Here is a 24,758-nt window from a genome sequence, read left to right as displayed (position 1 = left end):
CGTCCCGTGATGCGCCATTACCACATCAGATCATCAGGAATCTGATAGGCCGCGTAAGGATCGTCGGCATCCGGCTCTTCGACATGGGTGTTGAGCAGGACGATGCGCGAGGCATCGCGCTCCTGAATCTTCAGCGCGGCCTCGCGCGGGATGATCTCGTAACCACCGCCATGACGGACGATGGCCAGCCAGCCGTTGGAAAGCTTGTTGCGCACCATGGTGTTGACCGGCAGGCGCTTGACCTTCTTGTCATCGACGAAGTTGTAGTAATCCTCGCCATCGAGTTTGGGCAGGCGTGAAAGCTCGATCAGTTGCTTGACCTGCGCGGTGCGGGCTTTCTGCTCGGCTTTTTCCTGCTGCTGACGATTCAGCTCCTGATCACGTGCGGCCTTTTCAGCTTGCGCCTGCAGCGCGGCCTGGCGTGTGCTGTCATCCAGTTCGGCCTGGCCTTTTTGCACAAGACGCTTCTGCTTTTGCTGTTGCTTGCCAGCCTGCTTGGCCTGTTTTTCATTGACCAGGCCGGCTTTGAGCAGCTGGTCGCGCAGGGAAAGACCCATGAATAAAGATCCCGAACATGATTCAGTTGCGGCAGCGACGCAGATTCGCGCTGCCAGTCCAAGGCGCCCAGCATAAGGGCTAAGCAGCGGCGGCTCCAGCCTTTAGGAGCGACCGGGCGGCGAACCGCTTCAACCGCGAAAGGCGGACAGCAAAGGCTTCGCGGATAAATCGGAACGCCGCCGTCTATAGGGCTCAACAGCCAGGCGACTGCTTCTCCAGCTTCTTCGCCTCGCCCCACAGGGCGTCCAGCTCCTCCAGCGAGCAACCGTCCATGCTGCGCCCAGCCTCACGTACGCTCTGTTCGATAAAGCGAAAACGCCGCTCGAACTTGCCGTTGGCCGCACGCAGCGCAGCTTCCGGGTCCACCTTCAGATGGCGCGCCAGGTTGGTGACGACGAACAGCAAATCGCCGATCTCCTCGGCCACCGCCTCGGCATCGTTTTCACTCATGGCTTCGAGCACTTCATCCAGCTCTTCGCGCACCTTGTCCACCACCGGCAAAGCATCGGGCCAGTCGAAACCGACCTGGGCGGCACGTTTCTGCAGCTTGGCTGCACGCGACAGTGCCGGCAGCGCGCTCGGTACATCATCGAGCAGGGAGAGCTGCTCGGGTTCGGCGGCCTTTTCAGCGCGCTCCTCGGCCTTTAGCTCTTCCCAACGCTGCTTGACCGCTGCCTCTTCAAGCTTGGCCGCGTCCGGCGCCCCGTACAGATCACCATCGGGAAAAACGTGCGGATGGCGACGAATCAGCTTGCTGGTGATGCCATCGACCACCCGAGCGAAGTCGAAGCGTCCCTCTTCCTGCGCCAGCTGGCTGTAGTAGACCACCTGGAACAGCAGATCACCCAGCTCACCCGGCAGATGCTCGAAGTCGCTGCGCTCGATGGCATCGGCCACTTCGTACGCCTCTTCCAGGGTGTAGGGCACGATGCTCGCGTAGTTCTGCTTGAGGTCCCACGGGCAGCCGTGTTGCGGATCACGCAGACGGGCCATCAGGTGCAGCAGGTCGTCGAGTCGATACATGAAAGCTCTCGCTAGGGTTTGTACGAAAAGTCGTCGAGCGAAGGTCAGGCAAGGCGAAATCGCTCGAAGAAGCGCAGTTTACATGTTGTAAATGAGCATTCTGAGAGCGATTTCAACGCAGCATCACCGAGCGCAGGCACTTTCCGTACGAAGCCTAAGATACGCGGTGGCGACGCGCCTCAATGATATTGGGCAACTGACCGATACGCGCCAGCAGACGGCCAAGGGCATCGAGCCCGGGAATCTCCACGGTGATCGACATGGAGGCGGTGTTGTCCTCCTTGTTCGAACGCGTGTTGACCGCCAGCACGTTGAGCTTCTCGTTGAGCAGCACCTGGGTCACGTCACGCAGCAGACCGGAACGGTCGTAGGCCTTGATGACGATTTCCACCGGGTAGGTCTGCACCGGTACCGGCCCCCAGCTCACCTGGATCATCCGCTCCGGCTCGCGCGCAGTCTGCTGCAACGCAGTCGGGCAGTCCTGACGGTGAATGGTGACGCCACGGCCGAGGGTGATGTAGCCAACAATCGGGTCGCCCGGCAGCGGCTGGCAGCAGCCGGCCATCTGCGTCAGCAGGTTGCCGACGCCCTGGATCTGTATATCGCCACGCTTGCCCGGCTTGAAGCCCTGCGCCTTGCGCGGGATCAGTTCCAGTTGCTCGTTGCTACGCTCCGGCTCGAGCAGTTGCTGGGCCAGGTTGACCGCATGGGCCAGGCGCACGTCGCCAGCGCCCAGGGCCGCGAACAGGTCCTCGGCGGTTTTCAGGTTGGCCTTCTCGGCCAGCTTGTCGAAGTCCGCGCCAACCAGGGCCAGGCGCGCCAGCTCGCGTTCGAGCAACTGCTTGCCGGCGGCGACGTTCTGGTCGCGATCCTGCAGCTTGAACCAGTGGACGATCTTGGCCCGCGCACGACTGGTAGTGACGTAGCCCAGATTGGGGTTGAGCCAGTCACGACTGGGCGTACCCTGCTTGCTGGTGATGATCTCCACCTGCTCGCCGGTCTGCAGGCTGTAGGTCAGCGGCACGATGCGCCCGTTGATCTTGGCGCCGCGGCAGTTGTGACCGATCTCGGTGTGCACGCGGTAGGCGAAGTCCAGCGGCGTGGCGCCCTTGGGCAGGTCGATGGCATGACCGTCGGGGGTGAAGACGTAAACCCGATCCGGCTCGATATCGACGCGCAGCTGCTCGGCCAGACCGCCGATATCGCCAAGCTCCTCGTGCCACTCGATGACCTGACGCAGCCAGGAAATCTTCTCTTCGTAGTGGTTGGAGCCGGACTTGACGTCGGTGCCCTTGTAGCGCCAGTGCGCACACACACCCAGCTCGGCCTCTTCGTGCATGGCGTGGGTGCGGATCTGCACCTCCAGCACCTTGCCCTCCGGCCCGAGCACGGCGGTGTGCAGTGAGCGATAGCCGTTTTCCTTGGGGTTGGCGATGTAGTCGTCGAATTCCTTGGGAATGTGCCGCCACAGGGTGTGCACGATACCCAGGGTGGTGTAGCAGTCGCGCACCTCCGGCACCAGCACGCGCACCGCACGCACGTCGTAGATCTGGCTGAACTGCAGACCCTTGCGCTGCATCTTGCGCCAGATCGAATAGATGTGTTTTGCCCGGCCGCTGATGTCGGCCTTGATGCCGGTGGCTTCCAGTTCCTGACGCAGATGGGCCATGGCGTCGTTGATGTACTGCTCGCGATCGAGACGACGCTCGTGCAGCAGCTTGGCGATCTGCTTGTACTGCTCAGGTTCCAGGTAGCGGAAGGACAGGTCTTCCAGCTCCCACTTGATGTGGCCGATACCAAGGCGGTGAGCCAGCGGCGCGTAGATGTCGAACACCTCGCGCGCCACGCGCTGACGCTTCTCTTCGTCGGCTTCCTTGACTGCGCGAATGGCGCAGGTACGCTCGGCCAGTTTGATCAGCGCCACGCGCACGTCATCGACCATGGCCACCAGCATCTTGCGCAGGTTCTCGACCTGCGTCTGCGAGCCGACCACCACCGATTCACGCGGATTGATACTGGCGCTGATCGCCGCCATGCGCAGCACACCTTCGATCAGCTTGGCCACCACCGGACCGAAGCGCTGGTGCACCGCAGCCAGGGTGATCTTGCCTTCACGTACGCCGCGATAAATGATCGCCGCGACCAGCGAATCCTGATCGAGCTTGAGATCGGCGAGGATTTCTGCGATGTCGAGGCCGGCACGGAATGTAGATGCGTCCTCGCTCCAGTGATGCGGTGTGGTGTTGGCCTGCTGCTCCAGATCACGGGCGAACTCGCAGGCCTCTTGCAATGCCTGACGATCCAGCGCCGGATCGACGCGAGTGACATGCTCCAACCAGGCCTCGAGATTGATGCTGCCGTCATCGTTGACTGGCTGATGCGCTCTCACCTGAACCATCGTCTTACCTTCCCTACGGCGCGCATAGGTCGCACCGAGCAGTCGCCGGCCTTCTCTGAGCCGGTCGGATTAACTGAAAGAATACGCATCCTGCACATCCCTGCGGTACCGAACGTACCGCTTTGGCCCAAGACCTAAGTCTCGGGTTTCTCGAATAGAGCCATCGCCTCGACATGCGCCGTCTGCGCGAACATGTCGAGAATCCCGGCACGGCGCAGGCGATAGCCCTGCTGCACCAGCTCGGCCGCATCGCGCGCCAGGGTCGTCGGGTTGCAGGAGACGTAGACCAGGCGCCGCGCGCCCAACTCACTCATCCCACGCACCACCTGCAACGCGCCATCGCGTGGCGGGTCGAGCAGCACCGCGGTAAAACCGCCACGCGCCCAGGCCTCGGAGGCCAGCGGGTTGGACAGATCGGCACGAAAAAAGTGCGCATTGTCCAAGCCATTGTTGTGCGCGTTACCAGCGGCCCGCTGCACCATCGCCTCGACACCTTCCACCGCTACTACCTCAGCAGCCTGACGCGCCAGCGGCAGGGCGAAATTGCCCAGGCCGCAGAACAGATCCAGCACCCGCTCACCAGGTTGCACTGCCAACCAGTCTAGCGCCTGAGCGACCATCGCCTCGTTGACCAGACCATTGACCTGCACAAAATCGCCCGGCCGATAAGCCAGTCGCAGGTGCCAGCGTTGCAATTCAAAGCCCAGCTCGGCGCTCTGCTCTTCAGGCTGCGGTTGTCCTTCGCCCTGTAGCCACAGCTGCGCACTATGCTCGCTGCAGAATGCCCGCAGGCGGCTCAGATCAGCCTCCGCCAGCGCTGCCGTGTGCCGCAGCAGCAACGCTTCGGCAGTACCACTGAACAGTTCCACGTGCCCGACTACCTGCGGTTTTTCCAGGCTGCGCAGCAACGCCGGCAACGCGCGAAAAATAGGCTGCAAAGGCTGTACCAGCACCGGGCAGTCGTCGATGGCGACGATGTCCTGGCTGGCCTCTGCACGAAAGCCGACCTGCAGCTGACGCGCCTTGGCGTCCCAGCGCACGGCGATACGCGCGCGGCGGCGGTAGCCGAATTCAGGACCGGCTAGCGGCGCGGCCCACTCATCCGGCTGCACACCGCACAGACGTGACAGCTGCTCGGCCAGCGTGCGCTGTTTCAGGGCCAACTGATCGGCATGGGGCATGTGCTGCAGGTTGCAACCGCCACAGCGGTCGGCGTGCATGCAGGGCGCCTCACGGCGCTCGCTGCTGGCGATGAAGATGCGCTCGGCGCGCGCCTCGACGGTCTGGCTGCGGGCGCTGAGCACCCGCGCTTCGACCTGCTCGCCGGCCAGAGCGCCACTGACGAACCAGGTGCGCCCGCCTTCGAAGGCGATGCCGCGACCGTCACCGGCCAGGCGCTCGATGGCGAGCTTCTGCTTCTTGCCGACTGGAACCTGCGCCGCACGGCTGCCGCCGCTGGGCTGAAAGCGCAGGTTGGAACTGCGTCTGGCCATCAGTGCGCCGGTTCTTCGTAAACGCCGGTGGACAGGTAACGGTCGCCACGGTCGCAGATGATCGCCACCAGCACCGCGTTCTCCACCTGTTGCGACAGGCGCAGCATGCCGGCCACCGAACCGCCGGACGAAACACCGCAGAAGATGCCCTCTTCCCGCGCCAGGCGCCGCATGACGTGCTCGGCCTCGGCCTGGCCCATGTCCATCACCTGATCGACACGTTCGGCCTGATAGATCTTCGGCAGGTACTCCTGCGGCCAGCGACGGATGCCGGGGATGGCCGAGCCTTCCTGCGGCTGCAGACCGACGATCTGGATCGCCGGGTTCTGCTCCTTGAGGTAGCGCGAAGTGCCCATGATGGTGCCGGTGGTGCCCATGGAGCTGATGAAGTGGGTGATGGTTCCGCCGGTCTGGCGCCAGATTTCCGGGCCGGTGCCGCTGTAATGCGCCTCGGGGTTGTCACCGTTGGCGAACTGGTCAAGCACCTTGCCGCGCCCCTCGGCCTGCAGCCGCTCGGCCAGATCACGGGCGCCCTCCATGCCCTCCTCTTTGCTGACCAGGATCAGCTCGGCACCATAGGCGGTCATCGCCCACTTGCGCTCGGCGGTGGAGTTGTCCGGCATGATCAGGATCATCTTGTAGCCCTTGATCGCCGCCGCCATCGCCAGGGCAATGCCGGTGTTGCCGCTGGTGGCTTCGATCAGGGTATCGCCAGGCTGGATATCGCCACGCAGCTCGGCGCGGTTGATCATCGACAGTGCCGGACGATCCTTGACCGAACCGGCCGGGTTGTTACCTTCCAGCTTGACCAGCAGGGTGTTGCTGGTTTCACCGCCCAGGCGTTGCAGGCGTACCAGGGGGGTATTGCCGATGCAGTCGGCAATGGTGGGGAATTGCAGGGTCATGGGTCGCTCGAATCCAGACTGACGCGAAGGGGCATCATGATACGCCGAACCCGTCGCTTCATCACGCCATGATCGGTTGCAGGCGGTGATCAAGCCTTGCCGCGGATGCAATCCGGGATTGTCTGGTAGTGACCCGGACTGCATCCGGGCCATATGCCGCCTCTTTTATTGCGCGGCAGCGAAAGCCTTCAGAGTGCTAATAAGGCCCTGATAGCCGCCAGTGGCGATATACCAGGTCGCCGGATCGAGATAGAACACCGTGCCATCGGCCCAAGCCTTGCTGGTTGCTATACCGGCATGCTTGCCCAGCGTCTCGTCGGCCTTGCCTTCACCGCCGGTTGCCGCTCCACGGTCGAGGATCACCAACCACTGCGGCTGTTCTTTCAACGCCGCCTCCAGGCGCACCTTCTGCCGCTCGCGCAGTTGCCTGGCCTCGGGCGAATCCGGCGCCGGACGCCCCTGCGCAACGCTCGCAGGATCCACCGACTCGACCACCGAGCGAGTACCCAGCACTTCGTTGAGCATGCCGAAACGCTCGCCCGGCGCATGCAGCATCAGCGCGTCATTGACGGTGAACAGCGTCAGCGAGCTCTGGCCGGTAGTCTTTGCATGAACGGCAGCCAGTTCCTTATCCAGCTGTGCCTGGAGCTGTGCAGCCTGCGCCTGCTTGTCGAAGATCTCGCCCAGCACTTTCAGATTACCCTGCACGCCCGCCAGGAAGTGGTCTGGGGCGATGCTCAGGTCGATAGTCGGCGCCAGCGCCGAAAGCGCCTCGAACCGATTGCTGGAACGACCGCCGATGATGATCAGGTCCGGCTTGAGACGCTCCAAAGCCGCCTGATCCGGCTCGAACAGGGTGCCAACATTGACGGTCTTGCGCCCTTCGTATTTCGCCTTCAGGTAGGCCGGCCCGGCCATCTGCGGTACGCCAGCGGCGGCGATGCCCAGGGCGTCGAGCGTATCGAGTACGCCCAGATCGAACACCGCGACGCGCGTGGGCGCCTGCTCCAGGGTCAGGCTGCCCTGGCCATGCTCGATGACCAGTGGGTAGGCGGCATGGGCCGACACGGCGCACAGCAGCATGCCAAGGTGCAGCAGGTTGATCAGGCTACGCTTGAACAGCGTCATATGGATTCCTCGCTATTGAGTGCGGTGTGCTGCCGTAGCAGCGCACCAGGAACTGGCGGCCCAGGCCAGCGCAGGGCGGCCTGGGCGATGTGCAGCGCCTCAGAAGCTCTGAGTCAGGCCGAACACGTAGCGCCTGCCATCGAGGTTGTAGGCATAGTCATCGTCGGTGGTGACTTCCTTGTTGGTAACGTTGTACACGCCGAACTTCAGGCTGAGATCTTTGCTTGGCCGGTACACCAGGCCGATATCGGCAAAGGTATAGGCCGGATAGGTCACGCCGTTGCTGGCGGCGCCACTGGTGCCGGTCTGCCAGCGACCGGATGTCTCGCCCCGGTAGTTGAGCTGGGTCCAGAGGTTCAGCTGCTGCGTGGCCTGCCAGTCCAGCGAAACGTTGAACATGTGCTTGGCCATGTCGTTGAGCGGCTCGCCCTTGTACTGGCCGGTCTTCTGTTCGGTGCTGGTGTAGGTGTAGCTGTGGCGGTAAATCAGGTTGTCGAGCAGTTGGTAGTCGAGGGTGAACTCGACGCCCCTGAGCTCCGCCTCGTCGACGTTTTCGTAGGCGGTGTAGCCGTATTGATGCGCCGGATAGGCGGTGCCGTTGTACACGCAGGGCACGTTCGGCTGGCAGACGCGACCGGTGCGGTTGATCTTGTCCTTGTAGTCGGTCTGGTAGACGGTCAAGGTGGTGTTGAGGCCCAGATCGAAGTTTTCGTAGCCGATGCCGATCTCGCGATTGAGGCTGGTTTCCGGCGTCAGCTCGGGGTTACCGATGATGACGCCGCCCCGGGAGCTGGAGCCGAAATCGGTTGCGGCCTGGCGCAGGCTCGGCGCCTTGTAGCCGGAGGTCACGCCGCCCTTGAGGGTGAAGTTCTCGGTCAGGTGATAGACGGCATAGACCTTGGGACTGACTTCGCTGCCGAATGCCTCGTTGTCGTCGTAGCGGGCACTCAAGGTCAGCGACAGGTCGTCGGTCAGGCTCCAGTTGTCTTCCAGGAAGATCGAGTTCTGGTAGCGCTCCATCTCTACCACCGCATCGGCTACCGGTACGACCGGCGGACGCAGACCGCTGCTGGCACCGTCCTTGAGCTCTTCGTACTTGTGGGTCAGGCCGCCGGTCAGCGCATGAGAGCCGAGGAAATAGGTGGCCTGGGTGTTGGCCGTCAGCACGTTGTACTCGATGCCATTGCCGGTATTGGCGTTGACACGGGTCGGGTTCTCCGAGGTGTCGTAGTTGACGTAGGTATCCAGCAGCAGGTTGTCGTAACGCCCTTCGTGGGTTATGGCGTAGGTCTTGAGAATCGACTCGTTGTAGCTCGGCTCGTCAGCCATGTCGATGCTCTTGCCCGGATTGGCCCAACGGCGTTGCAGCGCCTCGTTGTAGTTGAAGGTGACCAGGTTCTGCTCGTCGATGTTCCAACCCAGCTTGCCGCCCAGATTGCTTCTTCTGTACCTGGGGTCAGAGGCAGCACTGTCGTCACCGCCGAGGAAATGACTTTCATCCTGGTGCAGGAAGGAACCGTTGACCTGCAGGGCCAGCACATCCTCGATCAGCGGCGCATTCAGATAGGCACTGGTCTGATAACCGTCCTCGTTCACCTTGTTGGCGCTATCGGCCAGGCTGTACTCGGTGGTGATGCTACCGGCGAACTCGTTGCGGATTTTCTTGGTGATGATGTTGATCACCCCGCCCATGGCATCGGAGCCATACAGGGACGAAGCCGGGCCACGAATGACCTCGATACGCTCGATCGCCTCGATCGGTGGCAGGAAATTGATTGGCGTACCGTTCTGGGTACCGTTGAGGCCGAAGGAGTCGTTGCCCTGCATCGGCCGCCCATCGATCAGAAACAGCGTATAGCCCGAGGTCATGCCGCGGATCTGTATCGAGCGCTCCACGCCGCCACCGGCAATCTGCACCCCAGCGACATTCTTCAGCGCGTCGGTGATATCGGTGTAGGAGCGCTTCTTCAGTTCTTCTGCGGAGATGACGGTGATGGCGGCAGGCGCATCCTTGACGCTTTGCTCAAAACCCGTAGCGGTGACCACTACCGCCCCAAGCTCCAGTTGCTCGGACTTTTCCTCGGCACCCGCCGAACAGGCCAGCGAGGCCAGCGTGACAGCCAGCAGGGTTCTGTTGAATCGAGGCCGAGACGATGCAGCGAGACGTTGCTGGTTGAGTGACATGTGGATTGCTCCCAGTGATCAAGGTAAATCGAGTTGTCGGCTTGTTGCCAGCGGCCGTCCTGCACAGGAACTCGAACCCTGCACTCCCCCGGACATAGGCTTCACCGGCTGACCCAACTCGGAACATCGGCAGCAAGCTCCGCCATGGTCAGCGGGAGCAAACGGCCGAAGCCAATCGAAAGGGCCGTGGCAAAGCCTCCGATGGACAACACGCCATCGAGAGCGAGCACTAGGAAGAAAAAGAAGCGCTACTACTTGCCGGCCCTGCCGGGTCAGACGCAAATAGTAAGAATTTACATTTGAGAGTAAATCTAATTTACGAACTATACACTTTTCAGCCGCAGCTTCAGTCGCAGCCCAGGCCGTGCATTCTCTGCCCACAGGTGCCCGCCCTGGGTAGCGATCATGCTGCGCGCAATGGCCAGCCCCAGGCCGAAGCCGTCACCACCCGGACGAGCCGCGCTGAGCCGGGTGAAGGGACGAAAGATGTTCTCCAACTCGCTCTCGGCGACACCCGGCCCCTGATCCTCGATGCACAAAAGCCATTGGTCCCCTTCGCGCTGTCCGGCCAGGCGCACCACACCACCCTCCGGCGAGTGGCGAATGGCATTGCGCAGGATGTTCTCCAACGCCTGCGCCAGGCCGTTGAGATTGCCTAGCACCCGGCAATCAGCCGGCAACTCGCAGGGCATGCGCTCGATGGGCCAGCCCGTCTCGAAGCCGGCGTTTTCCCTCAGCACATCCCAGAGCCTGACGATGTCCACCTCTTCCAGCGGCAAGCTGGGCCGTTCGGTATCCAGCCACACCAGCTCCAACGCGTCGCCGACCAGCTTTTCCATTTCCTCGACTTCACGGACCAGGCGCTGACGCAGGGCCTCGATGTCCTGTTCGCTCTCCCCCGCCACACGCAAGCGGGCCAACGGCGTGCGCAGCTCATGGGACAGGTCGCGCAGCAACTGGCGCTGGAACGCCACGGTGCCCTGCAGGCGCTCGGCCATATGATCGAAGGTTCGTGCCAGCTCACCCAGCTCATCCTTGCGCCGTGTCACCTGCGGCCCGAGCCGAGCAGACAGGTCGCCTGCACTGAGTGCCGCGGCCTGACGCCTAAGGATCGCCAGCGGAGCGATCAGCAAGCGATACAGCAGAACGGCCACGACCACGGCCAGCACCGCCGGCAGCACGCGCTGCAGCAGCAACTCCCACAGTTCGTTGTACTTGCGCGGGTTCAAACGCTGCGGCAACTCCATCACCAGCCGAGCATTGCCGTCGCTGAAAGGAATGTAGAAGGTCGGCGTGCCGCCTGGCCGCCCTACCGGGAACTCCAGCCTGCGCACGAAATCGAGGCGTTGCGCCTGTTCGGCCGTCAAGGTTTGCGAGGACAGCGAGTCCTTGTGCTGATCGACCACCACGGCCCAGATCTGCTCACGCTCCTGCAGCCGCTGCAGAAAGGCATCGACGCCTGCTGCGCCCTCCTCGCGCCACGTCGTTTCCGCCTCCCGGGCATAGCCTTTGAGCGTCTGCCGGGTGGACTCGGGCAAGTAGGACGTGGCATCGATCAGCTCACGGCCGACATCCACATGCAGACTGACCAGCAGCAGGCAGAACAGCGCCAATGCTCCGGCCAGCCGCCAGAGCAGCGAATGTCGCCCCGGCAGGTTCATGCCCCGGCCTGCGTCAGGATGTAGCCCTTGCCCCAGACGGTGTCGACACGTGTGGCCTCGTAGCCGACGGCCTGCAATTTGCGACGGATATGACTGACGTGCATGTCCAGGCTGCGGTCGTGCTGAGCGTATGCGCGGCGCAGCGCCTGCTGATAAAGGAAGGGTTTGCTCAGCGCCTCGTCCTTGTGCCGCCAGAGCAGCTCCAGCACCCGGTATTCGCTGGGCGTCAGGCCGACCCAGGCGCCACGAAAAGCCACATCGCTACGGCCCTCGTCGAACTGCAAACCGTTGCCCTCTGTACTCGACTGCGGCTCGCGGCGCTCATAGGCGACACGCCGCAGGATCGCGTCCACTCGAACGCTCAGCTCGCCCAGGCTGAAAGGCTTGGGCAGATAGTCGTCGGCGCCCTGACTGAAACCGGCGATGCGGTTCTGCTCATCGCCCAACGCAGACATCAGCAGAACCGGCACACTGCGGCGCTGGCGCAATTGCTGCAGCGCCACCAGGCCATTGGTGCCGGGCAGCAGGATGTCCATCAGGATCAGATCGAAATCCTCGTTCTCAGCCAAGCGCAAGCCATCACTGCCGTCATGGCTGAGGGTCACGTCGAAACCACGGGCCATCAGGTGAGACTGCAGATGACTGGCAAGCAGAGGGTCGTCCTCGACAGCGAGGATCCGGGCTGGAGAAGTGGAGCTGGCGTTCATGGAGAGAAACCGAAGATGCAGAATGAGAACAATTCTACCTACTAAACGACAATCGCTCACCTACAGATTCCGCCGCGCTGAATCGCTACACTGCCCAGATGTCATTAAGGAGGAACGCCGTGTTCAAGGATCTAGGCATCAAAGGCCGCGTGCTGCTGCTCACCCTGTTCCCCACCAGCCTGCTGGCGCTGGTGCTGGGTGGCTATTTCACCTGGGTGCAACTGTCAGGTTTGCAGACGCAACTGCTGCAGCGCGGTGAGATGCTGGTCGAACACTTGGCGCCCCTGGCGGCCCCCGCGCTGGAACAGCAGGCCACGAAAAAACTCGAACGTATCGCTCGCCAGGCACTGGAGCACCCAGATGTGCGTGCGGTGGGTTTTCTCACCCCTGAGCGCACGTCACTGGCACATGCCGGGCCCAGCATGCTCAACCCGTCACCCAGCGGCCAGGCCGGCGTCAGCTTGCTCAGCGGCCAGGACGCCACGCGTTTTCTGCTACCGGTCTACGACCAGCATCTGGTGCTCAGCGACGACTTCACTGAGGACCGCCAGCCTGAGCTGCTCGGCTGGGTCGAACTGGAGCTTTCGCATCAGGGCACCTTGCTCAGCGGCTACCGCAGCCTGTTCGCCAGCCTGCTGCTGATCGCCGGCGGCCTTGCCGTCACCGCCCTGCTCGCTCTGCGCATGGGCCGCAGCATCAACGAGCCATTGCGCGAGATCAAGGCCGGTGTCGCCCAACTCAAGGATGGCCACCTGGAAACCCGCCTGCCGCCGCTGGGCAGCCATGAGATGGATGAGCTGGCCGCCGGCATCAACCGCATGGCCGAGGCCCTGCAGAACGCGCAGGAAGAACTGCAACACAGCATCGAGCAGGCCACCGAGGACGTGCGGCAGAACCTGGAAACCATCGAGATCCAGAACATCGAGCTGGACTTCGCACGCAAGGAGGCTCTGGAAGCCAGCCGCATCAAGTCCGAGTTCCTGGCCAACATGAGCCACGAGATCCGCACCCCGCTCAACGGCATCCTCGGCTTCACCAACCTGCTGCAGAAGAGCGAGCTCAGCCCGCGCCAGCAGGATTACCTGTCGACCATCGAGAAGTCCGCCGACAGCCTGCTCGGCATCATCAATGAGGTGCTCGACTTCTCCAAGATCGAAGCGGGCAAGCTGATGCTCGAATCCATCCCCTTCAACCTGCGCGACCTGCTGCAGGACACCCTGACCATCCTCGCCCCCGCAGCCCATGAAAAGCAGCTGGAGCTGGTCAGCCTGATCTACCGCGACACCCCGTTGGCTCTGCGCGGTGATCCGCTGCGCCTGAAGCAGGTACTGACCAACCTGGTCAGCAATGCGATCAAGTTCACCCGCGAAGGCACCATCGTCATGCGCGCCATGGTCGAGGACGAAAGTGCCGACAGCGCGCAACTGCGTATCAGCGTGATGGACACCGGCATCGGCCTGTCGGATGAAGACCTGCGCGCGCTGTTCCAGGCCTTCAGCCAGGCCGACAACTCGCTCAGCCGCCAGGCCGGTGGCACCGGCCTCGGCCTAGTGATTTCCAAACGCCTGATCGAGCAGATGGGCGGCGAGATCGGCGTCGACAGCACCCCGGGCGAAGGCTCTGAGTTCTGGATCACCCTGACCCTGCCCAAGGCCCGCGACGACGCTGAAGACCTGCCACGTGCCGCCCTCCAGGGCCGCCGCGTGGCCGTGCTGGAAAGCCACGAGCTGGCGCGCCAGGCGCTGACCCACCAACTCGAAGACTGCGGCCTGGAGGTGGAAAGCTTCGCTGATCCCGGCCAACTCTTCGCTGCGGTTAACCAGCAGCAGAATCACGAACGACCGCTGAGCCTGGCTGTGCTTGGCATCACCGCCAGCCAGCTACCACCCGACAGCCTCGGCCAGCGTATCGAGGAGCTCGATCGGCTCGGCTGCAAGGCCCTGGTGCTGTGCCCGACCACCGAACTGGGGCAGTTTCACGACTCGCTGTCCGATGCCTACGCGCAACTCCAGGCCAAACCACCCTGCACACGCAAGCTGTACAAGGCGCTGGTGGAACTGGTCAGCCCACAACGCCCGGCCAGCGAGTCGCTCACCATCAGCAACACGCGCCGACCGCAAATCCTCTGCGCCGACGACAACCCGGCCAACCTGCTGCTGGTGCAAACCCTGCTCGATGACCTCGGTGCTCAGGTCACCGCCGTGGACAGCGGCTACGCGGCTATAGAAGCGGTACAGCACGGCAGCTTCGACCTGGTGTTCATGGACGTGCAGATGCCCGGCATGGATGGCCGCGAAGCCACCGAAGCGATTCGCCAGTGGGAAAGCGAACAGGGTCGCAGCGCCACGCCAATCATCGCCCTTACCGCCCATGCGCTGGCCAACGAGAAGCGAGCCCTGCTGCAGAGCGGCATGGACGACTACCTGACCAAGCCGATCAACGAACGCCAACTGGCCCAGGTGGTGCTCAAGTGGACGGGACTGAATCTGCGCAACCAGCCCAATCAGAGGATTGCACCGGCTGCTGCGCCGCAGTCGCAGCCCAAGGTACTCGACGCCGAAGAAGGCCTGCGCCTGGCTGCAGGCAAAGCCGATCTGGCGGCGGACATGCTGAGCATGCTGCTGGCCGGTCTGCCCGGCGACCGCCTGGCCATCCGCCAGGCTCGCGATGCTGGCGAACGCACTGCCCTGATCGAGCGGGTGCATCGCCTGCACGGCGCCACGCGCTACTGCGGGGTGCCGCAACTGCGCATGGCCTGCCAGCGCAGCGAGACGCTGCTCAAACAGGACGACCCCGAGGCCCAGCGCGCCCTGGACGAACTGGACGCCGCAATCGCGCGCCTGACCGAAGCGGCGGCACAAAGCGCCTGAGGAACTGCCATGCGTATCTGCCTGTTCAGCAGCAAAACCTACGACCGCGAGTCCTTCCTGGCCGCAAACGGCTCGCCCGATTGGCAGCTGCAGTTTCATGAAGCGCGCCTGACCCACGACAGCGTGGCCTTGGCCAAAGGCAGTGAAGTGGTATGCGCCTTCATCAATGATGATCTGTCGGCGCCGGTACTGGAACAGTTGGCCGCCGGCGGCACGCGCCTGATCGCCCTGCGCTCGGCCGGTTACAACCATGTCGACCTGACAGCCGCGCAGCGCCTCGGTCTGCCAGTGGTGCGAGTACCGGCCTATTCGCCGCATGCCGTGGCCGAACACGCCGTGGCCCTGGTACTGGCGCTGAACAGGCGCATCCACCGCGCGTTCAACCGCACCCGCGAGGGTGATTTTTCCCTGCATGGCCTGACCGGCTTCGACTTGCACGGCAAGACCGTCGGCGTGGTTGGCGGTGGCAAGATCGGCCAGGTATTCGCCCGCATCATGCACGGCTTCGGTTGCCAGGTACTGATCTACGATCCGTTCCCGCTGACCGGGCTCGATGACCTCGGTGCACGCCAGGCACCACTCGAAGAAGTGATCGCCAGCAGCGACATCCTCAGCCTGCACTGCCCACTGACCGATGACAGCTACCACCTGATAGATGCTGCGCGTCTGGCGCAGATGAAACGTGGCGCGATGCTGATCAACACCGGCCGCGGCGCGCTGGTCGAGGCGCCGGCACTGATCAAGGCGCTGAAAAGCGGCCAGCTCGGCTACCTGGGGCTGGACGTCTACGAGGAGGAGTCGGAACTGTTTTTCGAGGATCACTCCGACCTGCCATTGCAGGACGACACCCTGGCCCGCCTGCTGAGCTTTCCCAACGTCATCGTTACCGCGCACCAGGCCTTTCTCACCCACGAGGCGCTCGACGCCATCGCCCGCACCACGCTGGACAACATCGCCGCCTGGCTCGCCGGCCGGCCAAGCAATGAGGTCAAGGCCGGCGCGTGATAGCATGCCGGCTGATCTGGAGGACCCATGGCCGAACACGATTTCCGTTATTCCCTGCTCAACCCGCAACACACCCTCACCGAATGCCGCGCACTGGCGCCGGGCCGCTACCAGGTCACCGGCAACGGCGGTTCGATCCAGGCCAATGACGTGCTGCTGGTCACCCTCAAGGGCAGTCGCGACCTGCACATGCGCCTGGAAGTGGAGAAGGTACGCCACCTGATCAACCCGCCCGGCCAATGGCTGGCCGTGTGCAAGGGTCCGCAGTTCAAGGAACTGGCCATTCATAACTGGCAAGTGAACTGCGACAGCTGCGGCAAGCAGCTGGATTTCGAATTCGCCGTCGATGCCGCGCTCGGCAAAGCCGCGCAAGCGCCAGCCGCCGAAGCCCGTATCGCCGAGCTTGGCTGGCGTAACGACGCTGGCCGTCACCTATGCCGCACCTGCCAGGAGGCCTGACACCATGTACCGCGCCCTGCCCCTTGCCCTGCTCACCGCCACCTTGGTCGGCTGTGCCAGCGACGCACCACAGCTGGAAACCGAACGCAGCTACCAGGTGGAATGGATCGGCGAAAGCCCGCTGATCGACCGCAGCCACCTGACCGTCACCTTTGCCGCTGACGGTCGCGCTCACGGGCATGCCGGCTGCAACCACTGGTTCGCTGGCTACACGCTGAAGGATGACGCTGTCCGTTTCGAAACCCCGGGTAGCACCCGCAAGATGTGCGCGCCCTCATTGATGGAGCAGGAGCAGCGCTTCCTCGCGGCGTTGGAGGAAGTGCAGCGCTGGGACTTCAACGACATCGGCCAGTTGCAGCTGTGGCCGGCCACCGGCAAGCCGATTCGCCTCTGGCCCGAGTGAGGCGTAGGGCATACCGCTACGCCGGCCGCTCGGAAGCAGTACGCCGTTGGATTTGCACAGCGCCGCAGAACGGCGGACTGTTCGCTTCGCTCCTGAGTCCGCCCTACGGCGCGAACAACTCCAGTTGCTCCTGCCGCCCGCGCAGATCATGCAGCCTGACTCCCACCCCAAGCAGGCGCACCGGCTTGTCGCCACGGGCGAATGCGTTGCTCAGCAATAGCCTATAGCTCTCCAGATCCCGACTGGCCCCTGCCTGTTCCAGAGTGGTCTGGGTGAAATCATGAAACTTCACTTTGACGAAAGGCTTGTCCGGTCGATAGCTGGCGTCCAGGCGCTGCAGGCGGCCGTTCATCTCTTCGAGCAGCGCCGGCAGTTTCTCCAGGCAGGTTTCCAGATCCGGCAGATCCTGATCGTAGGTGTGCTCCACGCTCAACGACTGGCGGCGGCTATCCACTTGCACGGCACGTTCGTCGATACCGTGGGCCAGGCGCCACAAGCGCTCACCGAAACTGCCGAACTCGCGCACCAGCGCCAGCTTGTTCCATTCCCGCAGATCCAGACAGGTACGAATCCCTAAGCGCGTCAGCTTGTCAGCCGTGACCTTGCCGACGCCATGCAGCTTGTTCACCGGCAACTGCGCAACGAAATCGTCGACCTGATCCGGGGTAATGACGAACAACCCGTTGGGTTTGCGCCAGTCGCTGGCGATCTTGGCCAGGAACTTGTTCGGCGCGACGCCAGCCGACACGGTGATGTGCAGCTCCTGCGCCACACGACGGCGAATTTCCTGGGCGATGCGCGTGGCGCTACCAGCGAAATGCGGCGAGTCACTGACATCCAGATACGCCTCGTCCAGCGACAGCGGCTCGATCAGGTCGGTGAACTGACGAAAGATGCCGTGAATGTCACGAGAGACCGAGCGGTATACCTCGAAGCGCGGTTTGACGATCAGAAGATCCGGGCACAACTTCAGCGCATGCCGCGACGACATCGCCGAACGCACACCATAGGCGCGCGCCTCGTAGTTGCAGGTGGCGATTACCCCGCGGCGGTCCGCCGAACCGCCGACTGCCAGCGGACGACTGGCCAGACTCGGGTCGTCACGCATCTCGATGGCGGCGTAAAAGCAGTCGCAGTCCACGTGAATTATCTTGCGCACATCACCCTCGGAAGCCTCGCCCAGCCTGGCCTGGAGCACTGAAGTCTAACAGCTGTTTAACGCTAAGCACCTGAGTTGAAAACACTTTTCTCGCAAATAGCGGTTGACACCTGAGCATCTGGCTGTAGAATGCCGACCCACAGACGCGGGATGGAGCAGTCTGGTAGCTCGTCGGGCTCATAACCCGAAGGTCGTAGGTTCAAATCCTGCTCCCGCAACCAGCTTCACGAAAAGGCCACTCAATGAGTGGCCTTTTTGCTTTGACGAAAATTAACTTTTTCGATCAAAAGAAACAAATCGATTGACAAGGCCTTAAGTAAGCGTAGAATTGCCGGCGCGGGATGGAGCAGTCTGGTAGCTCGTCGGGCTCATAACCCGAAGGTCGTAGGTTCAAATCCTGCTCCCGCAACCACCTTCAGATAAAGGCCACTCAATCGAGTGGCCTTTTTCGTTTCCGCTCCTTGACCAGCACTGGTCAAGCGTATGATCCGCCGCTAGAATTGCGCACTTTTTGATCAGAGGCGCCACCCAGGCGCCCTTAGAGGTTAGCCCGCATGTCCACCGCCACACCTAAAGTAGGGTTTGTCTCCCTTGGCTGTCCAAAAGCGACGGTCGACTCCGAGCGAATCCTGACCCAACTGCGCATGGAAGGTTACGAGATCGTTCCGACCTACCAGGATGCCGACGTGGTGGTGGTCAACACCTGTGGCTTCATCGACAGTGCCAAGGCCGAATCGCTGGACGCCATCGGTGAAGCGCTGGCGGAAAACGGCAAGGTGATCGTCACCGGTTGCATGGGCGTGGCCGAAGACAGCATCCGCGACGTGCACCCGAGCGTGCTGGCCGTCACCGGCCCGCAGCAGTACGAGCAGGTGGTCAACGCCGTACACGAAGTCATCCCGCCGAAGACCGAGCACAACCCGCTGATCGACCTGGTGCCGCCGCAAGGCATCAAGCTGACCCCGCGCCACTATGCGTACCTGAAGATTTCTGAAGGCTGCAACCATACCTGCAGCTTCTGCATCATCCCGTCCATGCGCGGCAAGCTGGTCAGCCGCCCGGTGGGCGATGTGCTCAGCGAAGCCGAGCGCCTGGTCAAAGCTGGCGTGAAAGAGCTGCTGGTGATCAGCCAGGACACCAGCGCCTACGGCGTCGACCTGAAGTACAAGCTGGACTTCTGGAACGGCCAGCCGGTGAAGACGCGCATGCTCGAGCTGTGCGAAGCGCTGTCGTCGATGGGCGTTTGGGTGCGTCTGCACTACGTCTACCCCTACCCCAACGTCGATGATGTGATCCCGCTGATGGCCGCCGGCAAGCTGTTGCCGTACCTGGACATCCCCTTCCAGCACGCCAGCCCGAAAGTACTCAAGTCGATGAAGCGCCCGGCCTTCGAAGACAAGACCCTGGCGCGCATCAAGAAGTGGCGTGAGATCTGCCCGGAGCTGACCATCCGCTCCACCTTCATCGTCGGTTTCCCCGGCGAGACCGAAGAGGACTTCCAGTACCTGCTGGACTGGCTGACCGAAGCGCAGCTCGACCGCGTCGGTTGCTTCCAGTATTCGCCGGTCGAAGGCGCACCAGCCAACGACCTGGGCCTGGAAGTGGTGCCTGACGACGTCAAGCAGGACCGTTGGGAGCGCTTCATGGCGCACCAGCAGGCTATCAGCTCTGCACGTCTGCAGGCCAAGATCGGCCTGGAGATGGACGTACTGATCGACGAAGTGGACAGCGAAGGGGCCGTGGCCCGCTCCTGGGCCGACGCCCCGGAGATCGACGGCAGCGTGTTCATCGATTCCCCCAACGTCAAGCCGGGCGACAAGGTGCGCGTGCGCATCGTCGATGCCGACGAGTACGACATGTGGGGCGAACTGGTCTGACCGACCTATCTCCTGAAAAGCCCCGCAGCATGCGGGGCTTTTTCTTTCCCGGCAGCACAGCTTCTTGCCGGTACAATGACCTTCTTTTTGTCGAGCCCAGTCATGAGCGAAGCCACCCGTCTGTCCAAACGCGTCATCGAGCTGTTCGGTTGCTCGCGCCGTGAAGCCGATCTTTACATCGCAGGGGGCTGGGTGACGGTGGACGGCAAGGTGGTCGAGGCGCCGCAATTCAAGGTCGAGGATCAGCGCGTCGAGTTGCACCCCGATGCCAGCCTTGATCCCGTGGAGCCCGTCACCCTGCTGGTGCATGGCTCGACTGGCTGCAACGCCGCACAGTTGCAGCACCTGCTGGTACGCGAACGCCACTGGGAACAAGACCCGCACACCCAGCGCGTCCTGCATGGCCACTTCCTGCGCCAGGAGCAGAGCCTGCCGCTGCAGACCGGCGCCAGCGGCCTGATAGTGCTCAGCCAGGACTGGCGCACGCAACGCAAGCTGCGCGAGGATGCGGCCAAGCTGGAACAGGAATATCTGGTCGAAGTAGCCGGCGAAGTGCCCGCCAGCGCATTGGAGCGCCTGAAGAAAGGCTGGCTGCACAAGGACACGCAGTTCCCGCCATGCAAGGCCAGCTGGCAGAGCGAACAGCGCCTGCGCTTCGCGCTGAAGAATCCGGCCCCTGACCTGCTGCGGCAGATCTGTACGGCGTTGGGCCTGAAGGTGCTGGGCATGAAGCGCATCCGCATCGGCGGCGTCCCCATGACCAAGTTGCCGGTCGGGCAATGGCGCTATCTGGGCGAGAAAGAACGATTCTGAGGTCGTGTTAGGCTGTGTCCGTCACGCTCTGGAGACCACCATCATGCGTATCCTACTGCTCACCGCACTGCTCGCCCTGAGCCTGCCCGGCCTCGCCGCGCCGGCACCATTCTTTCTCTGGCAAAGCAAGGTCGACGGCCACCTGACCTGCGCCCAGGTCAGCCCTGGTGAGGGCTGGATTCGCTTCACCGGCCCATTCCGCGATGCCGGCTGCCGCGTGGCATACGACGCCCCCGTCAACAGACGCTAAGCAGGACACCATGCAGCATCTGGTTTCTCCGGTCGGTATCGTTCGCTCCTGCTTCAAGGAAAAATTCGCCATTCCTCGCCAGCCGCACCTGGCGCCCGCCGCGCGCGGCGTGCTGGAACTGCTGCCACCCTTCGATCAGGGCGAGGCCGTGCAGGGCCTGGAACAGGTCAGCCATGTCTGGTTGCTGTTTCTCTTTCATCAGGCGCTGGAAGACAAGCCACGCCTGAAAGTGCGCCCGCCGCGCCTGGGCGGAAACCAGGCGGTAGGCGTGTTCAGCACCCGCGCCACCCATCGCCCCAACGGCATCGGCCAGTCAGTGGTACGCCTGGAACGAGTGGAGCCGGACCGCCTGCACCTGTCCGGCATCGACCTGCTCGACGGCACCCCGGTGCTGGATATCAAACCCTATGTGCCGTACGCCGATTCTGTGGCCGATGCCCGCAACGATATGGCAGATGCACCACCACCCCTGATTACAGTGGACTGGCAGGATGACGCCCTACGCCTGGCGCACCAGCATGCGCAACGTCTGAACGAGCCGCTGGTGGAGCTGATCGAGCAGTGCCTGGCGCAGGATCCGCGCCCGGCCTACCAGCAGCCGCAGCCCGAGCGCCGCTATGGTGCGCGCTTCTGGGATCTGGACGTGCACTGGCACTATCCCGAGCCAGGGCATATCCGGGTGCTGGATATGCAGATGGCACAGAGCACGGCCTGACCGAGCCTTCGGAACGGCCAGTGGTGCAACGGGCAGCCTCACTTCAGCGCGATGGATTGAGCGCCAGCATATCGGCTTCGATAGCCTCCTGACGCTCGATCAGTGGTTCCACCAGCGGCCGGCTGGCGAGGAAATGCGCGGTTCGCGTATGCGCCTCGAAAGCCGCCTCGTCGACGTACACCTCGTACAGCCACACCAGATCGGGATCACTGCGGTCACGCATCACGTCGAAGGTCAGGCAGCCCGGCTCATCGCGCACCGAAGCAGCGGCGTTGACGCGCATGGCATCCATGAACGCCCCGAAACTGCCGGGCTTGAGTTGGGTCTTGAGCAATAGCACGTACACGGCAACCTCCATTATGTTTTATATTTGAAAAATAATTGTATACATATTGGAGTGTAAAAAGATGCTCGAACGCCCATCACGCCTCAATGGCCTGCGTCATTTGGCCCTGCTGGTACCCAACCTGGAAGAATGCGAGCGTTTCTACGTGGACGTGCTGGGCATGCAGTTGCTGCACCGCGCCAACGAGGACCTGGTCTACCTGACCTGCGGCAACGACAACCTGTCGCTCGGCCGCGCCTATGCCGAGAGCCACGGCGTGGCGCTGGTGGATCATTACGGCTTCATCGTCGACAGCATCGAGGAACTGGACGCCTGGTACCAGTACCTCAAGGCACGAGGGGTGACACTGCTGGATCGGCCTTTCGATCATGGCGACGGCGCGCGCAGCTTTCACCTGCTGGACCCAGCGGGCAACAAGGTGCAGCCGCTCTATCATCCTGCGATATCGGGCCAGCGCTTCAGTCCAGCCCGAACCTGAACATGTGGGAGCGAGCGCTGTAGGGCGTACTCGCGAAGCAGTACGCCGTTAGGACGTTTGCCGCACCGAAGACGGCGGACTGTTCGCTGACGCTCCTGAGTACGCCCTACCCCCGCCCGGGGCCGGCGTCCCGGTTCGCCCGAGTCAGGTGCGGAACTGGCGCACCAACTCCTGCAGCTCGACACCCAAACGCGCCAGCTCGGCGCTGGAGGCCGCAGTCTGTTCCGTGGCGGTAGCGCTCTGCTCACCGATATCGCGCACGCGAGTGACGCTCTCGTTGATCGCCTCGGCCACGGCGCTCTGCTCCTCGGCAGCGGCGGCGATCTGCTGGTTCATCTGCTCGATGGTACTCACTGCCTGAGTGATGCGCCCCAGCGCGTCACCAGCCTCGCCCGCCAGCTCGACGGTGCGGCGGGTCAGGTCGCGGCTGCTGTCCATCTGCTGCACGGCGCCCTTGGCCATCCGCTGCAGGCCGGCGATCAGGCTCTCGATCTCTTCGGTGCTGTCCTGGGCGCGCTTGGCCAGCGCGCGTACTTCGTCGGCGACCACGGCGAAACCACGGCCCTGCTCACCTGCACGTGCCGCTTCGATGGCCGCGTTGAGCGCCAGCAGGTTGGTCTGCTCGGCGACGTTGCGAATCACCTCCAGCACACTGCCGATGCGCGCGCTTTCCTGATTCAGGTCGGCGATGGCCTTGGCGGACTGTTCCACTTCGCTGGCCAGACTGTCGATCTGATCCACCGCCTGCTGCACCACGCGATTGCCCTGCTGCGCCTCCAGATCCGCATCGCGCGCCGCCAGCGAGGCCTGCTCGGCATTCTGTGCCACTTCCTGCACGGTCGCAGCCATCTGGTGCATGGCGGTGGCGGTCTGCTCGGTTTCCAGTTTCTGCGTCTGCACCCCGGCGCTGGTCTGCGCGGTAATCGCCGACAATTGCTCGGCAGCCGCCGCGATCTGCCCGACGCCCCCACCAATACGTCCGACCAGGGTGCGCAGGCTGAGCGTCATGTCCTGCATGGCGGCCAGCAACTGGCCCACTTCGTCGCGGCGATCCTGCGGGATGTTCTGACTGAGATCGCCTGCGGCGATGCGTTGGGCGAATGTCACGGTCTGGCGCAGCGGTGCGACGATCAAGCGGGTGATCAGCAACGCCGCGCACAGGCCCAGCACCACTGCGGCAGCCCCCATGATGCCGAGCATCACCAGCGAGCGCTGGCTGTCGTCGAGCATGCTTTGCTCGGCCGCCGCCTGGGCTGCTTCGGCCAGGTCCACCACCGAGCGCGCACGTTCGATCATGGCGTTCTCAGTGGCCAGATTCTGCTCACGCAGTTGCTGGTAATAGAGGAAGGAACGCTGGTAGAAGGTCAGCGCCTGCAGCGCGGTGTCAATGGCGCCTTTCTGGTCGTCGTTGAGCCATACCATCAGGCTGCGAGCCACGGTTTGCAGGTCTTCGCTGACGTATTCCCATTCCTCCAGCGCCTCAGCCGAACCGTCGATGATGTACAGGCTTTCATGGCCACGCAGATCGAGCATGCGTTTGCTCAGGCCGGATGCGGTTTCCGCCAGGGTCAGCGGATCGCTGCCGCGCAGTCGGTCGCCCTGCAGACGCAGTTCACGTACCGCGTCGTACATGTCCAGCTCGATCACCTCGAACTGGTCGCGCGCTTCGGCAGCGGCGTTGCGCATGTCCTGCCGCGCTTCGCGTGCCTTGTCCTGCTGCTCGACATAGTTGTCGAACTGCTTGAGGTACTCGGCCACGGCCTGCTGCATGGTCTGATTACGCGAGCTGGCACCTGAACCGTCCTGCGCGAGCTTTTCCAGCAGCGCCTGCACCTTGAGCAGGCTGGCCCGCACGAGCTCGGCACTCTGCGGGGTCTGCTCGATGGCGAAGCTGCGCTCCAGGCGACGCGCCTGAAGAATCTCCTGGTTGACCTGTGCCAACTGGCCGACCTGGGCATGTCCTTGCAGCACCGCCTGTACAGCGAGAAAGCCGCTGCCGGTCATGGCTGCAGTGAGCAGCAATACCAGACCGAAGCCGATGAATAACTTCTTGCCGACGGCAAGGTTGGCGAATAGGCGTGCGGCAGGTTCAAACATAGGGACAACTCCAGGTTCTTCTTATAAAGCCACGTCTCGTGAACGCGGCCTGGTCGGAAGGCAACGCAACTGCTGTGCCAAATCGAACCCCATATATCGGCAGCAAAGGCGCCCAGCTTGAGTACTGGCAATTCGCCAAGTGGTGTTGTTAAGCATAGCCCCTGAAAAGTAAGCATCTGGCCATGCTCGGCAACTATCCGCTTATTGGCGCCGATTTACTGGCGATTTT

The 24,758-nt window shown here is 63.0% G+C and carries 21 protein-coding genes and 2 tRNA genes; 11 read left to right on the top strand and 12 right to left on the bottom strand.

The genetic code is table 11. From position 1 onward, the window contains the following. Positions 1 to 17: 17 nt before the first annotated feature. From BM186_RS07120 to BM186_RS07075, 9 genes are all read right to left on the bottom strand, one after another. On the bottom strand, positions 18 to 557 hold the full coding sequence (locus tag BM186_RS07120; RefSeq protein ID WP_074914125.1) for a DUF2058 domain-containing protein: 540 nt from the start codon (positions 555 to 557) through the stop codon (positions 18 to 20). A gap of 193 nt (positions 558 to 750) precedes the next feature. Next, complete coding sequence (mazG, locus tag BM186_RS07115) at positions 751 to 1,581, bottom strand: nucleoside triphosphate pyrophosphohydrolase (RefSeq protein WP_074914124.1); 831 nt, start codon at positions 1,579 to 1,581, stop codon at positions 751 to 753. A 154-nt stretch (positions 1,582 to 1,735) separates the two neighbouring features. Beyond that, a complete protein-coding gene (gene relA / locus BM186_RS07105) occupies positions 1,736 to 3,979 on the bottom strand; it encodes a GTP diphosphokinase (protein WP_021490068.1) in 2,244 nt (747 codons plus the stop codon). Positions 3,980 to 4,113: 134 nt separating this feature from the next. Then, complete coding sequence (rlmD, locus tag BM186_RS07100) at positions 4,114 to 5,472, bottom strand: 23S rRNA (uracil(1939)-C(5))-methyltransferase RlmD (RefSeq protein WP_074914123.1); 1,359 nt, start codon at positions 5,470 to 5,472, stop codon at positions 4,114 to 4,116. Beyond that, positions 5,472 to 6,377 carry a cysteine synthase CysM gene (gene cysM / locus BM186_RS07095; protein WP_017677484.1) on the bottom strand — a complete coding sequence of 302 codons (906 nt, stop codon included), beginning with the start codon at positions 6,375 to 6,377 and terminating at the stop codon, positions 5,472 to 5,474. Before cysM ends, rlmD begins: the two co-directional genes overlap by 1 nt. Before the next feature lie 165 nt (positions 6,378 to 6,542). Further along, entirely contained in the window at positions 6,543 to 7,505 is a 963-nt protein-coding gene (locus tag BM186_RS07090; protein WP_074914121.1) for a siderophore ABC transporter substrate-binding protein, read from the bottom strand. Between the two features lie 99 nt (positions 7,506 to 7,604). Beyond that, the gene (locus BM186_RS07085) at positions 7,605 to 9,689 is read right to left on the bottom strand and encodes a TonB-dependent receptor domain-containing protein (protein ID WP_074914120.1); all 2,085 of its coding nucleotides are present in this window, start codon (positions 9,687 to 9,689) and stop codon (positions 7,605 to 7,607) included. Between the two features lie 323 nt (positions 9,690 to 10,012). Continuing rightward, positions 10,013 to 11,350, bottom strand: a complete 1,338-nt coding sequence (locus tag BM186_RS07080) for a sensor histidine kinase (protein ID WP_074914119.1) — start codon at positions 11,348 to 11,350, stop codon at positions 10,013 to 10,015. Then, positions 11,347 to 12,057 (bottom strand): response regulator transcription factor, encoded by a 711-nt coding sequence (locus BM186_RS07075; RefSeq protein ID WP_072424600.1) that lies wholly within the window; start codon positions 12,055 to 12,057, stop codon positions 11,347 to 11,349. Before BM186_RS07075 ends, BM186_RS07080 begins: the two co-directional genes overlap by 4 nt. Positions 12,058 to 12,176: 119 nt before the next feature. Here BM186_RS07075 and BM186_RS07070 point away from each other — a divergent pair, with 119 nt between their 5' ends. From BM186_RS07070 to BM186_RS07055, 4 genes are read left to right on the top strand one after another with little or no spacing between them, the layout of a single operon-like run. Further along, positions 12,177 to 14,927 carry a response regulator gene (locus tag BM186_RS07070; protein ID WP_074914117.1) on the top strand — a complete coding sequence of 917 codons (2,751 nt, stop codon included), beginning with the start codon at positions 12,177 to 12,179 and terminating at the stop codon, positions 14,925 to 14,927. Between the two features lie 9 nt (positions 14,928 to 14,936). After that, complete coding sequence (locus BM186_RS07065) at positions 14,937 to 15,932, top strand: 2-hydroxyacid dehydrogenase (protein WP_074914116.1); 996 nt, start codon at positions 14,937 to 14,939, stop codon at positions 15,930 to 15,932. Between the two features lie 27 nt (positions 15,933 to 15,959). Further along, the gene (locus BM186_RS07060) at positions 15,960 to 16,391 is read left to right on the top strand and encodes a hypothetical protein (RefSeq protein WP_003461765.1); all 432 of its coding nucleotides are present in this window, start codon (positions 15,960 to 15,962) and stop codon (positions 16,389 to 16,391) included. 4 nt (positions 16,392 to 16,395) lie between these two features. Further along, complete coding sequence (locus BM186_RS07055; RefSeq protein ID WP_074914114.1) at positions 16,396 to 16,794, top strand: META domain-containing protein; 399 nt, start codon at positions 16,396 to 16,398, stop codon at positions 16,792 to 16,794. Positions 16,795 to 16,897: 103 nt separating this feature from the next. Here the strand turns inward: BM186_RS07055 and dinB are convergent, their stop codons facing one another. Next, on the bottom strand, positions 16,898 to 17,953 hold the full coding sequence (dinB, locus tag BM186_RS07050; protein ID WP_074914722.1) for a DNA polymerase IV: 1,056 nt from the start codon (positions 17,951 to 17,953) through the stop codon (positions 16,898 to 16,900). A gap of 144 nt (positions 17,954 to 18,097) precedes the next feature. Here dinB and BM186_RS07045 point away from each other — a divergent pair. The 6 genes from BM186_RS07045 (at position 18,098) to tsaA (ending at position 21,608) form a co-directional block, all read left to right on the top strand. After that, positions 18,098 to 18,174 (top strand) — tRNA-Met (locus tag BM186_RS07045). Positions 18,175 to 18,288: 114 nt separating this feature from the next. Next, positions 18,289 to 18,365, top strand: a tRNA-Met gene (locus BM186_RS07040). 142 nt (positions 18,366 to 18,507) lie between these two features. Next, positions 18,508 to 19,830, top strand: a complete 1,323-nt coding sequence (gene rimO / locus BM186_RS07035; RefSeq protein ID WP_064494515.1) for a 30S ribosomal protein S12 methylthiotransferase RimO — start codon at positions 18,508 to 18,510, stop codon at positions 19,828 to 19,830. Between the two features lie 102 nt (positions 19,831 to 19,932). Then, positions 19,933 to 20,643, top strand: coding sequence for an rRNA pseudouridine synthase (locus BM186_RS07030; protein ID WP_074914112.1), 711 nt, complete (start codon positions 19,933 to 19,935; stop codon positions 20,641 to 20,643). 43 nt (positions 20,644 to 20,686) lie between these two features. Next, the gene (locus tag BM186_RS07025; protein WP_074914111.1) at positions 20,687 to 20,893 is read left to right on the top strand and encodes a hypothetical protein; all 207 of its coding nucleotides are present in this window, start codon (positions 20,687 to 20,689) and stop codon (positions 20,891 to 20,893) included. 10 nt (positions 20,894 to 20,903) lie between these two features. Then, entirely contained in the window at positions 20,904 to 21,608 is a 705-nt protein-coding gene (gene tsaA, locus BM186_RS07020; protein WP_072424593.1) for a tRNA (N6-threonylcarbamoyladenosine(37)-N6)-methyltransferase TrmO, read from the top strand. 43 nt (positions 21,609 to 21,651) lie between these two features. Here tsaA and BM186_RS07015 read toward each other — a convergent pair whose 3' ends face one another. Next, complete coding sequence (locus BM186_RS07015) at positions 21,652 to 21,954, bottom strand: putative quinol monooxygenase (protein ID WP_017677499.1); 303 nt, start codon at positions 21,952 to 21,954, stop codon at positions 21,652 to 21,654. Positions 21,955 to 22,015: 61 nt separating this feature from the next. Between BM186_RS07015 and BM186_RS07010 the strand changes: the two genes are divergently transcribed. Further along, entirely contained in the window at positions 22,016 to 22,432 is a 417-nt protein-coding gene (locus BM186_RS07010; protein ID WP_074914109.1) for a VOC family protein, read from the top strand. A gap of 144 nt (positions 22,433 to 22,576) precedes the next feature. Here the strand turns inward: BM186_RS07010 and BM186_RS07005 are convergent, their stop codons facing one another. After that, the gene (locus tag BM186_RS07005; RefSeq protein ID WP_074914108.1) at positions 22,577 to 24,529 is read right to left on the bottom strand and encodes a methyl-accepting chemotaxis protein; all 1,953 of its coding nucleotides are present in this window, start codon (positions 24,527 to 24,529) and stop codon (positions 22,577 to 22,579) included. Positions 24,530 to 24,758: the final 229 nt, after the last annotated feature.

This window comes from Ectopseudomonas toyotomiensis, from assembly GCF_900115695.1.
Classification (GTDB): Bacteria; Pseudomonadota; Gammaproteobacteria; order Pseudomonadales; family Pseudomonadaceae; genus Aquipseudomonas; species Aquipseudomonas toyotomiensis.
Note: the sequence above shows the minus strand (reverse complement) of the source record. Positions and strands in the feature narration are given on the sequence as shown.

What these genes read in the sequence shown, in the direction of transcription:
- cysM (WP_017677484.1), bottom strand. Translation starts at nt 6,377, where the DNA reads ATGACCCTGCAATTCCCCACCATTGCCGACTGCATCGGCAATACCCCC.
- BM186_RS07010 (WP_074914109.1), top strand. Translation starts at nt 22,016, where the DNA reads ATGCTCGAACGCCCATCACGCCTCAATGGCCTGCGTCATTTGGCCCTG.
- tsaA (WP_072424593.1), top strand. Translation starts at nt 20,904, where the DNA reads ATGCAGCATCTGGTTTCTCCGGTCGGTATCGTTCGCTCCTGCTTCAAG.
- rimO (WP_064494515.1), top strand. Translation starts at nt 18,508, where the DNA reads ATGTCCACCGCCACACCTAAAGTAGGGTTTGTCTCCCTTGGCTGTCCA.
- BM186_RS07030 (WP_074914112.1), top strand. Translation starts at nt 19,933, where the DNA reads ATGAGCGAAGCCACCCGTCTGTCCAAACGCGTCATCGAGCTGTTCGGT.
- BM186_RS07065 (WP_074914116.1), top strand. Translation starts at nt 14,937, where the DNA reads ATGCGTATCTGCCTGTTCAGCAGCAAAACCTACGACCGCGAGTCCTTC.
- BM186_RS07055 (WP_074914114.1), top strand. Translation starts at nt 16,396, where the DNA reads ATGTACCGCGCCCTGCCCCTTGCCCTGCTCACCGCCACCTTGGTCGGC.
- rlmD (WP_074914123.1), bottom strand. Translation starts at nt 5,472, where the DNA reads ATGGCCAGACGCAGTTCCAACCTGCGCTTTCAGCCCAGCGGCGGCAGC.
- BM186_RS07090 (WP_074914121.1), bottom strand. Translation starts at nt 7,505, where the DNA reads ATGACGCTGTTCAAGCGTAGCCTGATCAACCTGCTGCACCTTGGCATG.
- BM186_RS07080 (WP_074914119.1), bottom strand. Translation starts at nt 11,350, where the DNA reads ATGAACCTGCCGGGGCGACATTCGCTGCTCTGGCGGCTGGCCGGAGCA.
- BM186_RS07075 (WP_072424600.1), bottom strand. Translation starts at nt 12,057, where the DNA reads ATGAACGCCAGCTCCACTTCTCCAGCCCGGATCCTCGCTGTCGAGGAC.
- mazG (WP_074914124.1), bottom strand. Translation starts at nt 1,581, where the DNA reads ATGTATCGACTCGACGACCTGCTGCACCTGATGGCCCGTCTGCGTGAT.
- BM186_RS07025 (WP_074914111.1), top strand. Translation starts at nt 20,687, where the DNA reads ATGCGTATCCTACTGCTCACCGCACTGCTCGCCCTGAGCCTGCCCGGC.
- BM186_RS07060 (WP_003461765.1), top strand. Translation starts at nt 15,960, where the DNA reads ATGGCCGAACACGATTTCCGTTATTCCCTGCTCAACCCGCAACACACC.
- BM186_RS07120 (WP_074914125.1), bottom strand. Translation starts at nt 557, where the DNA reads ATGGGTCTTTCCCTGCGCGACCAGCTGCTCAAAGCCGGCCTGGTCAAT.
- BM186_RS07085 (WP_074914120.1), bottom strand. Translation starts at nt 9,689, where the DNA reads ATGTCACTCAACCAGCAACGTCTCGCTGCATCGTCTCGGCCTCGATTC.
- BM186_RS07005 (WP_074914108.1), bottom strand. Translation starts at nt 24,529, where the DNA reads ATGTTTGAACCTGCCGCACGCCTATTCGCCAACCTTGCCGTCGGCAAG.
- relA (WP_021490068.1), bottom strand. Translation starts at nt 3,979, where the DNA reads ATGGTTCAGGTGAGAGCGCATCAGCCAGTCAACGATGACGGCAGCATC.